Origin of the sequence: Polyangium fumosum (genome assembly GCF_005144585.1) — a bacterium.
Taxonomy (GTDB): domain Bacteria; phylum Myxococcota_A; class Polyangia; order Polyangiales; family Polyangiaceae; genus Polyangium; species Polyangium fumosum.
In genome coordinates this window covers 1-14007 of record NZ_SSMQ01000059.1, presented here as the reverse complement: position 1 = coordinate 14007, position 14007 = coordinate 1, and the positions used below count along the sequence as shown (strand labels likewise).

General features: G+C 70.5%; 6 protein-coding genes and 2 pseudogenes. 3 read left to right on the top strand and 5 right to left on the bottom strand.

All coding sequences use genetic code 11. From position 1 onward, the window contains the following. Window positions 1-12: 12 nt before the first annotated feature. The 4 genes from E8A74_RS38625 to E8A74_RS38610 all read right to left on the bottom strand — a co-directional run bounded on the left by E8A74_RS38625 (window position 13) and on the right by E8A74_RS38610 (window position 6801). On the bottom strand, window positions 13-660 hold the full coding sequence (locus E8A74_RS38625; RefSeq protein ID WP_136934115.1) for a TetR/AcrR family transcriptional regulator: 648 nt from the start codon (window positions 658-660) through the stop codon (window positions 13-15). A 96-nt stretch (window positions 661-756) separates the two neighbouring features. Beyond that, window positions 757-2946 (bottom strand): Lcl domain-containing protein, encoded by a 2190-nt coding sequence (locus tag E8A74_RS38620; protein WP_136934114.1) that lies wholly within the window; start codon window positions 2944-2946, stop codon window positions 757-759. A gap of 464 nt (window positions 2947-3410) precedes the next feature. Further along, window positions 3411-4496 carry a hypothetical protein gene (locus E8A74_RS38615; protein WP_136934113.1) on the bottom strand — a complete coding sequence of 362 codons (1086 nt, stop codon included), beginning with the start codon at window positions 4494-4496 and terminating at the stop codon, window positions 3411-3413. 46 nt (window positions 4497-4542) lie between these two features. Continuing rightward, window positions 4543-6801, bottom strand: coding sequence for a glycoside hydrolase family 3 N-terminal domain-containing protein (locus E8A74_RS38610; RefSeq protein WP_170229696.1), 2259 nt, complete (start codon window positions 6799-6801; stop codon window positions 4543-4545). Window positions 6802-6957: 156 nt separating this feature from the next. On the opposite strand from E8A74_RS38610, the gene E8A74_RS38605 reads away from it, so the two are divergent. Both E8A74_RS38605 and E8A74_RS38600 read left to right on the top strand, forming a co-directional pair. After that, window positions 6958-8277 (top strand): hypothetical protein, encoded by a 1320-nt coding sequence (locus E8A74_RS38605; protein ID WP_136934111.1) that lies wholly within the window; start codon window positions 6958-6960, stop codon window positions 8275-8277. Continuing rightward, window positions 8274-11135: a hypothetical protein gene (locus E8A74_RS38600; protein WP_136934110.1), complete on the top strand. Its 2862-nt coding sequence runs from the start codon at window positions 8274-8276 to the stop codon at window positions 11133-11135. The genes E8A74_RS38605 and E8A74_RS38600 overlap by 4 nt, the downstream gene beginning before the upstream one ends. Window positions 11136-11187: 52 nt before the next feature. Here E8A74_RS38600 and E8A74_RS56130 read toward each other — a convergent pair. Further along, window positions 11188-11286: pseudogene (locus E8A74_RS56130) on the bottom strand (dihydrofolate reductase family protein); the annotation flags it as partial. 849 nt (window positions 11287-12135) lie between these two features. On the opposite strand from E8A74_RS56130, the pseudogene E8A74_RS38590 reads away from it, so the two are divergent. Next, window positions 12136-14007: pseudogene (locus E8A74_RS38590) on the top strand (SpvB/TcaC N-terminal domain-containing protein); the annotation flags it as partial.

Below are 14007 nucleotides of genomic sequence, written 5' to 3'. Positions count from 1 at the left end.
CAGGTCGCTCGATCATTTCGTCGGGGTGAAGGGAGCCTGCCACAACCCGACCAGGGCATCCACGAGCCCCACCGCGGCTTCTTCCCACGTCGCGCGCGGCGTGGCCGTGCCCGCTTGCAGGGCGCGCTCGCGCTCGGCGCACATGTGCACGATGAGCTGCCGGCCCATGTCGGCGCGCTCCTCGCGCACCTCGGCGGGCAGGACCGGCATCATCCGGTCGAGCCCCTGGATGATCTCCTGCATCGACGCCGAGGCGATCGCCTCGTCGATCACGAGCTGCCGCAGGGTGGGATCGGTCGTCACCTGGGCGATGAAGCGGGCATACCAGGTCGGGCTGCCGAGCGCGGCGAGGTGCTCGGTCGTGGGCTGCACGAGGCAAGAGACCCAGTCGCGCAGCTCCGACGACCCCTTGATCGCCGCGATCATCGCCGCGCGCCGCTGCTCGATCGAGGGCGCGTGCCGGCGTACGATGGCCAGCACGAGGTCGGTCTTCGTGCCGAAGTGGTATCCGACGGCGAAGTTGTTCGCTTGCCCTGCCGCTTCGCTCACCTGCCGGTTCGAGACCGCCGCCACGCCGTGCTCGGCGAAGAGCCGCTCGGCGGCGGCGAGGATGACCTCGCGGGTCTCGTTTCCGTGCGTCTGCTTCCTCGGGCTGGCCATGATCCGATCCCCAACGTACCAGAACTTCGGCGAGGAGCTTCAAGGCGACTGACTTACAAAGTCAAGCGACCTGAACCGAGCGGCCCGAGGCGGCGATCAGCGGGACCTCACCCACTCGGGATCCCGCACCTCGACCCCTCGCTCGTAAAAGCTCCGCCGGACGGGCTTGCCGTCGACGAAATCGGTCCACGTCCCGTGGCGCAGGCCGCCCTGGTATTCGCCCTCCTCGGAGAGCTTGCCCTCCTCGTCCCAGCACCGGTAGGGGCCGACATGCAGCCCGTGCGCATAGGAGCCCTCCTCGTCTTTCTGGCCATTCGCATGAAACCGCACGTAGGGGCCGTGCTCCCGACCCTTTTCGAAGTGCCGCTCGAACGTCAATCGCCCGCTCGGGTCGTATTCGCGCCAGATGCCGTGGAGGGTGTCGCCGGAGAAGCCGACCTCGTGGTCCTTGGAGCCGTCATCTCGGAAAAATACGGTCAACCCCTCGCGCAGCCCTCCCACCTGCGGCTGCTCGGACCGGAGCTTGCCGTTCTCGTAGAACTCCCGCAGCGTCCCCGTGCCTCGCTGGTAATGCCCCTCCGCAACGCGCTTGCCCGAGGGATACAGCGCGGTCCAAGCGCCGTCGCGCAGGCCGTCGCGATACACGCCTTTTTCATAGGGCTTGCCGTCCGGGTGCCAGGACGCGTACGGGCCGTCGATCGCGCCGCCGCGGAACGAGAAGACGGCCGCGCGCGCGCCGTTCGCGTGGAACCGCGTGAACGTGCCGTCCGGTTTGTCGCCTCGATACTGACCGACCATGGCGCGCGCCCCGTTCGCGTGGAACGTCTCGACGGGGCCCTCGCGGAGGCCGGCTTCGTAGTGCGCCACGCGTGTCTTCGTCCCCGCCTCCTCGTCGTATTCGACGACGGTCCCCTGCCGGAGGCCTCGGGCGAAGGTCTCTTCGCGCGCGACCTTCGCCCCCTCGGGCGTGTACGTCGTCGAGCGCCCGGACCGCTCGCCTCGCTCGTGCGCGACGACGGACGCGCGCCGGCCCAGCACGTCGAAATGCGTCCACGTGCCGGCCGGCGCGCCGGCGGCGAACGCGCCTTCAGCGAGCCGCTCGCCGCTGTCATAGAAAACCGAAAATGTCCCGTCGAGGACGCCGTCCCGGTATTCGAGGCGCATCCACGGGAGGCCCTGATCGTGGTGGTACGTCCACGTGCCGTGCCGTTTCCCGTTCCGCAATGCGCCCTCGGCGAAGACGTGGCCGCTCGGGTAGCGGCTCTGCACCTGGGCCCCGGCCTTGGGGATCGGCGGCAGGTCGCGCACGCACAGGGCCCGGAAGCGCGCGTGGTCCTCGCCCTCCATCGCGAGCACGGGCGGCCCGACCGTCGGCTCGGCCCAGGACTGCGCCGAGCAGAGGCTTCGCACCCGGAACGCGTGGCTCTTGTCCGCGGGATCGAGCGTCGACGTCCAGAGGCCATCTTCCCCCTCCGGCTCGTCCTTCCAGAGCTCCTCGCAATCGTACGCTTCGGACAAGCTGACGAGCTCGCGCACCGTCGGCAGCCGGAAATCGTCGTGGCCGGCCTCGACCTTCGCCGCGCAAAACGTGTTCGCCTCCGCCCAGCGCATGGGCGCGGCGATCGTCCCCGAAAAACCGAGCCGCTGGAGCGCGTCCTCGACGATCCCCCCCGCGCGCCGGTACCGCGCGAAGGGGAGCGCGGCGCGCAGCGAGGGGCCTTCCGCGGAGCGCACGCAGCGGACGTTGTATTTCCCGTACGGGCTCGGATCGTCGTAATGGGTCGAATGAAGATTGCCATCCGCGACGTCGAGGACCCAAGGGGCGCCCGCGTCCTCGGTGCTGGCCCAGAGCAGGCCTTCGGGCGGGCCTCGGAACACCGCGGGATCGAGCGCGGGGCTGCCGCGGCCGTGGTCGATGATGGAGGCGAGCTCGAAGGAACGAGGCAAGCGCCAATCGTCATGGCCCCCGAGCACGAGGTTCTCGCAATGGCGCGTGGACGCGACGATCCCGAGCTCGGTCTTCGCGACGTCCCGCTGCCACGCGAGGCCCGTCGCGGCGTCGATCGCGACGTCGCCCTGGACCCGAAAGGACGGTTTTCCCGCGAGGGGCGCGAGCTGCGCGTCGGTGACGAGCGGCCCGCGCTGGCGCACGATCGCGGGGATCTCGTCCACGTCCGCGACCCCGAGCAGGTCGTCGCCGTCGAGGGGGGGATCATGGAGGCCCTGCGCATGCCATCGCGGCGCGGGGAGCGCAGGATTACGCTCCGCCTCGCGACGCCCGCCCACGAAAAAGACGAGGCGCTGCCCGACGGCGAGGCGCGACAGCGCCGGGGCGCCGCGATACCTGAGCGGGCTGCGCTCGCACCCCTCCTTCTCCGCGGCCCGGGGGAACGAAACGGGCGCGGCTCGTGTCCCCGGGACACCTCGCCGAGGAGGTGCATTTCCGGGCGCACGTCGACGACGAGGTCGACCGCGCAAGGACGCGTCACCGCGTGGATGTCGGAGAGCGTGCCAACGACGATGCTGCGGCTCGCCCGGAGGACGTCCGCGAGCGACGCGGCCGGGCCCGCGGCGGCCGGGAGGTCGAACGTCGGCCGTGGCAGGAGCGAAGCCGCCGGCAGATCCCCGGGCGTGGCCTTCGCGGAGAGAGAGGCGGATCCGGCGGAAGGGGCCGAAGGCGAGGCGGGGGCGCCGCCGCACGCAGCGACGAGCGCGAGGAACCAGAACGGAGCACGTTTCATCGGACGAACCTAGCCAATCCTACCATAGGGCTCGCCATTCTCGTCCACGCCGGTCCCGCGCCCCGCGTCCGGATCGCTCGACCCCGCGAACGGGCCCGCGCCCGGGAGGCTCGGCGAGGGCCACGGCGTGACGGTCGGGCGTACGGCGCGTTTTTGGGTGACCGCCGCCGTGAGCCCTTCTTCAGGCTCGGTGAGCGTGTTTGTTTCGAGGAAGATCCCCGCGGCGAGCAGGTGCACCACGCCCGCGGCGACGGCGATCACATCGTACGCCCATTCCACGAGCGGCAGTTGCAGCAAGATCTGCGTGAGCACGCCGAGCGCCGCGACGACCCCGACGCCGATGCCCAGCTCGTGCAGGCGCCGTCGCTCGGCGGCGCCGGGGATCGGCCGCTGGAAAGGCTGCCGCGTGATTCGCATGGTTTTCCCTTCCGGCGGACCGAGGACCCACATCGGCGGCGGTTCGGCGGCGACCTCCTCCCGCTCCCGCCGCTCCCGCGGGGCCGCCGTGCGATACCCGCCGCCGCCCTTCCTCTCCGGCGCCGGCGCCGGCTCCGGCTCTGCCTCCGGCGGCCGGGGCCGCGGCTCGGGCCGCGACAACGTCCCCTCGATGTACACCTTGTCCCCCGCACGCAGCCGCGCCTCGAAGGTGCAGAGGTGCTCGGTGTGCTCGACGCAGACATCCATCTTGCCGCGAAACTTCACGTTCGGCGGCGGCTCGACCCGGACACGCTCGCCGTCGGCGCGCCGCACGAAAAAGGGACGCGCCACGACCTCCTCGCCCACCGTCTCCCACTTCATGTAGTGCACGCGGCGCACATCCCGCACGTTCTCCTTCGGCGAGGTGAAGATCGTTTTGGGCGCCCCCGTCTGCGTGATCTTCACGTCGAGCGCGACGGGCTCGTCCGGCGCGAGCTCCACCTCGCCGCCGATGCTGGCGGCTCCTCGCCGAAGGGGACCGCGGCCCGCGACGATCGCGTCGATGCGCTGCACCGGCCTCCGTGCGAGGATCCACGCGACGAAGAGCACGAGGCAAAGCACGAGCGAGAGCGCCCCGACGCCGAGCGTCGACCAGGGGAGAGCGAGAAGGCGATCCACGATGCCAGGCTACACGAGCGGCAGGCCCGTGGGTCGTGGATCGAGGTCACTTTCGCTCGACGACCCACGACCCGCGCAGGCCGCCGATCGACACCTCGAACGTCCCCGGCTCCACGACCCGCTCCATGCGCCGATCGTGCACGGCGAGCGACACGAAGGGGAGCCGGAACTGCACGACTTGGCGTTCCCCCGGGGCGAGGTGCACCCGCTGAAAGCCGCGCAGCGCGCGCACGGGCCGGGTCACGCTGGCGACGACGTCGCGCACGAACAGGAGCACCACCTCGTCGGCCGTGCGCGCCCCTGCGTTGCGCACGACGACGGAGATCACGACGTCCTCCCCTCGCCTCGTTCGCTCGGGCACCTGCAGGTCCGTATACACGAACCGGGTGAAGCTGAGCCCGTGGCCGAATCCGTAGAGCGGCTCGAAGCTCTCGTCCACGTAAGGGCTCTCGGCCGATCGCGGGTGATCGTAATGGACGGGCAACTGCCCCACGCTTCGCGGAATCGAGATCGGCAGCCGGCCGCTCGGGCTCACGTCGCCGAAGAGCACCTCCGCGACGGCCTGGCCGCCGGCGAGGCCCGGCTCGAAGGCTTCGAGCACGGCGGGGACGTTCGCGGCGATCCAGGGGATGGCGAGGGGACGGCCGTTGACGAGCACCACGACCGTCGGCGTGCCCGTCTCGACGATCGCGCGGACGAGATCCATTTGCCGCCCCACGAGCGTGAGATCGGCGCGATCGGCGCCCTCGCCGCCGGTGCGCTCGCGCCGCCGCCGATCGAGCACGCCGCGGTCGTCGTAGCGTGTCTCGTTCTCCCCGAGCACCACGATGGCCACCTCGGCGCCGCGGGCCTCGTCCGCCGCGCGCTGGATCGCTTCGTTCGTCTCCTCGAACACCCGCCCCGCATCCACGAAGTGCACCACCGTCTGCGGCGAGACCGCCGCGCGAATGCCTTCCAGCACCGTGATCACGTTCTCCGCGGGCTGGGGCGCCGTCCAGTCGCCGAGCAAGGCCGTATTGTCGGCATTGGGCCCCGTCACGAGGACCTTCTTCAGGTTCTTGCGCAAGGGCAGGAGGTCCTGCTCGTTCCGCAAGAGCACGATCGATTTCCGCGCCGCCTCCAGGGCCACCTTGCGGTGCCCCGGCGACGCGAGCACGGAGCCGGCGCGCGCCACGTCGACGTACCGACGCTCGAACAGGCCGAGCGCGCGCTTGACGCGCAGGATACGCCCCGCGGCCTCGTCGATTCTCCAGGCGCCGACCGCGCCCTCGCGCACGAGCTCGACGAGCGGCTCCGCAAACCCCTCGCCGTGCATGTGCATGTCCACCCCCGCGAGCACCGCCTGCCGGATCGCGTCCTTCTGCGACGCCGCCACGTGGTGCGTCGTGTGGAGCATCTCGATGCCCTCCCAGTCGCTCACGACGAACCCCCGAAACCCCCATTCGTGCCGGAGGACGTTCGTGAGCAGCTCCTCGGAGACATGGCTCGGCACCCCATTGACGTCGTTGTACGCGGCCATCACGGAGAGCGCCCCCGCCTCCACGCCGGCCTGGAAGGGCGGGAGAAACGTCGAGCGCAAGGCGCGCTCCGAGACCTCGATGGGCCCCATGTTCCGGCCGCCGAGCGGCAACCCGGGCCCGAGGAAATGCTTGAGGCAAGCGAGGACCCGGAGATGCGCGCGATCCGGGCCTTGCAACCCGCGGACGAGGGCGCTGCCCATGGCCGCGACGACGAACGGATCCTCGCCGAACGTCTCCGCCGTCCGGCCCCACCGCGGATCCCGCGCCACGTCGAGGACCGGGGAAAACGCCCAATGCATCCCCGTCACCCGCATCTCGTGCGCCGTGACCTCGCCAAAGCGCTCCATGAGGTCGACGTCGAACGTCGCGGCCATGCCGATCGGCGTCGGGAAGATCGTCGCGCCGCGCACGGGGGCGAGGCCGTGCACCGCGTCGATCCCAAAGATCAGCGGAATCCCGAGCCGCGCGCGTGAAGCCTTCTCCTGGAGCGCGTTCGCCTCGCTGGCATCCGTGACGAACAAGAACGATCCGACGAGCCCCTGCGCGAGCAAAGGGTCGATCTTTCCGGCGGGATCGGGGGAATCGAGGCTCTGCGCGTAGATCGGCGCGATGTACTGGTTCATCTGGCCGACCTTTTCTTCGAGCGTCATGCGATCGAGCAGCGCGCGTGTCCTCCGCTCCTCCACGGATCCCGACGGAAACACCCCGTTCTGCGCGCTGTCGCCGCACCCGAGCAGGGAGGCGAGGAGCACGAGCCCGATTCCTCCGAACGTCCGCCGCTGCATGTCGCCCCCCTTGGCCCGTACGCCCGCGTCTGGCCCTGCCCCCCCACCACGCTTGGTCATGGCTCGCGCCCGGTCGGACGTAAATGCCTCGGGCCGGAGGGGCCTCACGAGCGCATTGACGAAACTTCGGGGATCGTCGACCTTCCTGTTTTGCCCATGGCGAATCCCTTCGGTCCAACGCCCCCGGCGCGCGCCCTCGCCTCCTCCCTCCTCGTCGCGCTCTTCGCGTGCAGCGGCTCGCCCCGCCCTGCCCCGGCGGAGCGGCCCGCGCCAAAGCCCGACCCCAAAGCCGAAGCGCCGAGCGCCGCGCTGAAAGGCGGAAGCCTTCTCGACGACGACGAGCTTCCCGCCCTCCCCCTCGACCTGTCCGCAGGCGTGATCTCCGCGTTCGCCGGCCGATTCGAGCCCGTCGTGCTGCCGCCGAAGACGCCCACGATCGTCGACGCAGCCGGGCGCGACGAGCGCGATGTGTGGATGCTCGCGGCAGACGGTCGCGTCTTTCGATGGGACGGCGCGCGCCTCGCCGATCGGGGCGCGCCCCGATGTTTCACCGATAGCTGCTGCGGCACGCTCGTCGACTGTGCGAAGCAACCTGCGATGTGCTCGAAACAGGCGGTCGAGCGTTGCCAGCCCTTCGGCCCGAGCTGCGCGCTCCCGGTCACGACGTGGTCCTCGATTCGCGTCACGCCCGACGACGTGATCGTCCGCGCCTTCGTGGAGACCGGCGGCATGCGCGCGAGCATGGTGGAGTCGCGGCTCGGCAAGAAGGGGCGCTGGTCGTGCGAGCAAGGGTCGGAGGACCTCGTCTACCCCGGCTCGGCCGGGCGCGGCGACGGCCCGGGCGCCCGCGAGCTGACCGTCGACGGCGCCTCGCTCCGCCTCGAAGGCCCCGCCGTGCTCGTCAATCGGTACGGCGGGACCCTGCTCCTCATCGACGGCCGCCGCGTGCCCCTGCCCGAGGACGTGCACCAGGGGTATTCGGCCGGCGCGGAGATCGCGGCGCGTTCGCCCGGGGATCTCTGGCTCTGGACGTACGACGGCTTCGTGTGGCGGGGCAATGGCCTCGCCTGGACGCCATGGCCCTCGGGGCTCACGTCCATGAACGAGCTCTGGGTCGACCCGAACGACGGGGTGTGGGCCCTCGGCGCGGTCGAGGAGAACCAAGAGGAGCTCCTCCGCTGGGACCCCGACAAGGGCTCTGGGCAGCGCTTCGAGACGCCCGGCGCCACGTCCGTGCGGAGCGACGGTCGCGGCTTTTGGCTCTGGGGCCTGAAGGCGCTCTACCACTGGGATGGCGCCGCGCTCCGCCGCGCCGCGCCGCCGCTCGCCATCAAGAACGTGTGGCGTGGCCCCTCGGGTGAGCTCTGGGCCGTGGGCTCCGACCGCTCGGTCGTGCTGCGAAAAGCCACGGACAGCGACGAAGAGGACGAGTACGCGGGCGCCGTGTTCCGCGTGTCGGGAGGGCAAAAGCCGTGAAGCGTTTCCTCGTCCCCCTGCTCCTCGCGAGCGCGTGCAGCGCCGCGCCGCCGTCGCCCCCGCCTGCGCCCACGCTCGTGCCGACCGCAGCGCCCGTGGCCGCCCCCGTGGCCGCGCCTCCCTTGCCGTGGATCGAGCTCACGGGCACCGAGCGAAAAACGGTGGTCGTCGGGTACGGCCCCGACGGCAGCAAGCTGTACGAGGTGCCTCTCGACGAGGTCGTCGCGGTCGTGGGCGCGCCGGACGGCGGCGCCTTCGCCGTCGTGAGGGTGCCCGGGCCGAATTACTCGTCCAAGATCGCCGCCCTCCGCCTCGACGAGCAAGGCCGCGAGACCTGGAGGACGCCGCTCGAAAGCAGCAGCTTCACCTGGCGCCTCTTCCTCCCGGGCCCCGCGGGGACGAAGCCCGCGTCGCCGGGGACGGGCGGCCCTCGCCTGTTCGCGTTTGATCTCTCGCAGGCCAAGGGAAAACAGCGCCTACACGAGCTCGATCCGGCCGATGGAACCCACCTGAAGGAGCGCCCCCTGCTCGACATCTCCGAGGCCGACGCGCGCGGCGGCGTCGTGGCCGTCGTGGACGAGGACCACGTGACCCGGATCGGAGCGGAGGACAAGCCCGCGTGGAGCGTGCGCGTCCGCCGCTTCCCTTCGCTTTCGACGTCGTCGGGCGTCTACCGCAAGGTCGCGGTCGGCATCGACGGCACGGTGCTCACCGGCGCCTCCGACGGCTCCCTCCTCGCGCTCGACGCTGCGGGAAAACCCCTCTACCAGCTCGGCGTGCGTGGCTCCGTCGACCGCATCGAAGCCCAAGCAGGGGGCGGCTTCCTCGTGCGCACGAGCGAAGGGGCCGTGGCCGTGGACCGCGGCGTCGTGCGGGAGGGCGCAAAAGCGGAGCCTCCCGCGGGCGTGCGGGTCCTCGACAAACGGAAGGGCAAAGGGGCCGGCGAAGACCCGCCCGCGCCGCCGCCCTGGAAGCCCACGGTGGCCCATCGCGCGGCGCGCCAGGGCCTCGGCGCCGCCCAACCTTTTCACCACGTCCAATCCGTCGTCGCGATGGGGCCCCGGGACGTCTGGGTCCTCGGCCGCGCCGAGCAGGGCCCGTCCAGCGAGGACAGCCGGCTCTTTCACGACGACGGCAAGGCCTGGTCCGACCTCGGCGTGCCGTCGATGTCGTTCCCCAAGGAGGTCTTCGCCGAAGGCGAGCCGGCGCGCCCGAGCAGGTTCTTCGCCCAGAGCCTCTCGCGCAGCCCGACGGGCGCGCTCCTCGTCCTCGGCGTTCGCGCGGGCGGCGGCGTGGTGCGCCCGAGCGTGCTCGAGCGTGACGGCGCGGCCTACCGCGAGCGGCGCGAGCTCGTCGCGACGTTCGCGAAGGTCGAGATCGAATACGGGACGAAGTTGTTTCATGGATCCGGCGCGGGCGGCCGCGAGGTCCTCTGCACCAGCGAACCCGAGGTCTGCGTCGCGTTCGGCCGCGGCGTCACGCCCAGGGTCGTCCCGGAGGACGCGCTCCTGGAGGCCTCCGCGCTTGCGCACAGCGAAGGCGCCGACGTCGAGCCCCCCGAGGGCCCCCTCCCGGCCCTGTCCACGTGGGCCAGCGGCCGCGACGATGTCTGGACGACGGGCTTCCTCGGCGGCGTCGCGCACTTCGACGGCGCGCGCTGGTGGCGCATCCTCGGGGTCGACCCGACGGAGAAGCTCACCGTCACCGGGAGCGGCCGCGGCGACGTGTGGCTCTTCGGCGAGGCCGGCCTCTGGCACGTCACGCCCGAGCCGCGGGCCGCGGCCGATCTCGAAGGCACACCCGCGCCCCCTCCGCCGGCCGCCGCGCCGAGCGTCGTGCTCCCCGTGACGGGCGTCGATCCGTCCTACCGCCTGGAGCGCGTGGTGCTCGACCTCGACGGCCAGCGTCCGCTCCGCACGGCCATCGGCATTGCCGAGGGCCCGGGCGGGGTCGTTTGGCTACACGAAGGCGCGCGGATCGTCGAATACGACGGCGCCCGCGCGCGGCTGCTCTACGAGGCGCCCAAGCCGGGTCCTTTTTTCTGCTGGTATGCGCCCGAGCCCGACTGCAACCTCTGCGCGCAATGCACCGAGCGCAATCCGAAGACGCTCGGCTGCCAGCACTGCCTCGCGCCGGTCGCCGCGGGCGAGGGCGCGGCGCTCGCGGCGGAGGGCTTTCTGCGGCTCCAGGGCGGCCGCGCGGCCCCCGAGCCCATGCCCCTGCCGGACCTGCTCGCCGTCGCGGCCGCGCCGACGGGCGCGGTATGGACCGTCTCTGCGGCCGACGGCGACCTCCCCCGCGCGATGACCTGGGGCCCGCGCGGCGTCCGGCTCGTGGCGGGCCTCCCGCCGGCGGCCTACGCCGACGTGGCGGCCCGCGCTGATGACGACGTATGGTTCGCGGGCGCCCTCACGACCGTCCTGGTGGCGGGCCGCGTGTCGCCCGAGGGCGAGGGCACGCTCGTGCGCTTCGACGGCCGCGCCTTCACGCACCACCGCGGGCCCGACGGGGCGCTGCTCTCCGTGGCGGCCGTGGGACCCGGCGAGGCGTGGGCGGCGGGCCTCGGCGGCGCGCTGCTGCACGCGAAAGCGAGCACGGTGGAGGCGTTCCACCTCGGGCGCGAGGGCGGCGGGCGGCACCCGGTTGTCCTGCGCGGCGTCTCGGCGACCGGGCCGAACGAGGTGTGGATCGTGGGAGACGGCTCGACGCTCCTGCGCTGGGACGGCAAGGCGCTGCGCCGCGTGGACACGGGCGCGGTCGGGCCGGAGGCGGCGCTCGCGGCGGTCATCGCGCCGGGGGCGAAGCCCGGATGGGTGGTGGGTCCCGCTGGGATCTGGCGGATCGTGCCGGCGCGCTAATCGCGCCGCCCTGGCCTCGCCGCTCCGCCGTCCTGCGCCGTCTCCTCGGCCTTCGCTCGATCTCCTCCTCCAGACCACCGGACGCCAGGCGGGCGTTTCCCTGTACCGCCGACAGCGTGGCGGAAAACACAATCTTCGGGAGCGCCCTCCAGATCCCCCCCTCTTTGACATCGGAGTCGGCGAGCCCGTGATCGGAGTCCCCCCTCTTTGACATCGGAGTCGGCGAGCCCGTGATCGGAGTCCCCCCTCTTCGACATCGGAGTCGGCGAGCCCGTGATCGGAGTCCCCCCTCTTCGACATCGGAGTCGGCGAGTCCGTGATCGGAGTCCCCCCTCTTCGACATCGGAGTCGGCGAGTCCGTGATCGGAGTCCCCCCTCTTCGACATCGGAGTCGGCGAGTCTGTGATCGGAGTCCCCGCTCTTTGACATCGGAGTCGGCGAGTCTGTGATCGGAGTCCCCCCTCTTTGACATCGGGGTCGGCGAGTCTGTGATCGGAGTGCTCCCTCTTCGACATCAGGGTCGGCGAGTCCGTGATCGGAGTCCAGAGGAACGAGGAAGAGGCGCTTGGCCTTGCAGCGGCCTTCCTGCCGCGGCAGGCAGCTTTCGGGCGTCTCGAATGCATTGACTTGCGAAATGATGTCTCAATGACCTCGATGCTCGGACGTTTCACGTCCGAGCATCGAGGCAACTCGGCCCCGATTCCCGCGCGCCACCTCAATAAGGGCCGATTTGTCGTCCAGCGCCGCTCCTGTCAGGCGACAAGCGGACCACATCGTCCCCACATATCCTCCAGAACGACTCCGTCCCGGGTCATTTCTGTGGACGGAGGGATACTTATCTGCGAATCACAATCGACCAGACGAGGCATAACGTCCACGAATGAGGGCGCGTGGTTCCATGCTGTTCAAAGGGCGCCAGCATCACGGGCGCCAGGCTGGCATGCGTTGACCATGAAGCACAACGGCCGCTTCCCGGAAGAGGAAGGAGTGAGGGCACGCCATGGAGCAGAAAGGCTTTGCACCCAAGCCCAAGACGACCGCGCCCGAGGCGGTCAAGGCCCCGAGCCCGTCGCTTCCGAAGGGAGGCGGTGCGGTTCGAGGGCTCGGGGAAAAATTCGCGGCGAGCTTGGTGAGCGGCACGGGATCCCTCACGGTCCCAATTGCAGTATCCCCGGGCCGCGGCGGGTTCGGGCCCGAGCTCTCGGTGGCCTATGATTCCGGCGGCGGGAACGGGCCCTTTGGTGTGGGGTTCCGGCTCTCCGTGCCCTCGATCTCCCGCAAGACGGAGCGTGGCTTGCCCGAGTACGAGGACGCTCGTGAATCCGACGTGTTCATCCTGTCGGGCGGAAGACCTCGTGCCGAAGCTCGACAAGAACGAAGATGGTGAATGGGTGCGCGACACGTTCGAGAACGAGGACGAGCGCGTCGAGCGGTACCGTCCTCGGGTCGAAGGTCTCTTCGCGCGGATAGAGCGTGTCAAGGAGAAGGCGACCGGAAACGTCTACTGGAGAGCCACGACCAAGGACAACGTGACGAGCATCTACGGCCGGACCGCGGCGGCTCGGATCGTGAGCCCGTGGGCGTCGACCAAGGTCTTCTCGTGGCTGCTCGAACGCACGGAGGACGCGCTCGGGAACGTCATCGTTTACGACTACAAAGCCGAGGATCTCACGAACGTGCCGAATGTTATCTACGAGAGGCAACGGCGTTCGGGGGAGGCGCCGGTCGTCAACCGCTATCTGAAGAGGATCCGATATGGGAATACGGTGCCCTTCGAGGCGGAGGCGTTCCTCTTCGAGGTCGTGTTCGATTACGGCGAGCACGGCGCCGCGGCGCCGACGCCCGTGGAGGAGACGGCCTGGCCTTGCCGGCAAGATCCGTTTTCGAGCTACCGATCGACGTTCGACATTCGCACGTACCGCCTCTGTCGGCGGGCCTTGATGTTCCACCACTTCCCCGAGCTCGGCGAGGATCCCGTGCTCGTGCGATCCACCGATTTCACGTATGCCGAGGGGCCCGCTCTCGTCCGGCTCGTGTCGGTCACGCAGTCAGGATACATCAAGACGGAGAGCGGCTACTCGAAAAAATCGCTGCCGCCGCTCGAACTCGGTTATTCGCTGCCCGCGCTCCAGACGGCCGTCCAATCGCTCGATCCCCGCAGCCTCGATGATCTGCCCGGCGGCGTGGATGGGCAGTCCGCGCGCTGGGTGGACCTTGACGGCGAGGGGATTCCCGGCGTGTTATGCGAGCAGCAGGGGGCGTTCTACTACAAGCGAAACCTCGGCGACGGGCACCTCGCCCCGGCGCGCCTGCTTGCGAGCCGGCCGGCCATGGCGTCGGGCGGAGGAGCGCAGCTCCTCGACGTCGGGAGCGAGGGGCGGCAATGCCTCGTGGAGCTCACACCGGAGGGAACCTCGGGTTATCACGAGCGGACGCCGGAGGGCGGATGGGGGCCGTTCATGCCGTTCCCTTCGCAGCCGAACGTCAACTGGAATGACCCGCGGGTCCGTTTCATCGACCTTTCCGGCGATGGGCTCGACGATATCCTGGTTACGACGGATCACGTGCAGCTTTGGTATCCGTCACTCGGCAAGGGCGGGTGGGGGCCGCCGCGGGTTCTGCCGAAAACCTACGACGAGGACAAGAGCCCGACGCTCGTCTTCGCGGACATGACGCAGGCGATCTTCGTGGCGGACATGAGCGGGGACGGTTTGCCCGACATCGTGCGCGTACGCAATGGCAGCATCTGCTACTGGCCGAACCTCGGGCGAGGGCGGTTCGGCGCCAAGGTCCAGATGACCAAGGCGCCGCTGTTCGATGACTCGCACAAGTTCGACCCGCGCCGCATTCGCCTCGGCGATATCGATGGGAC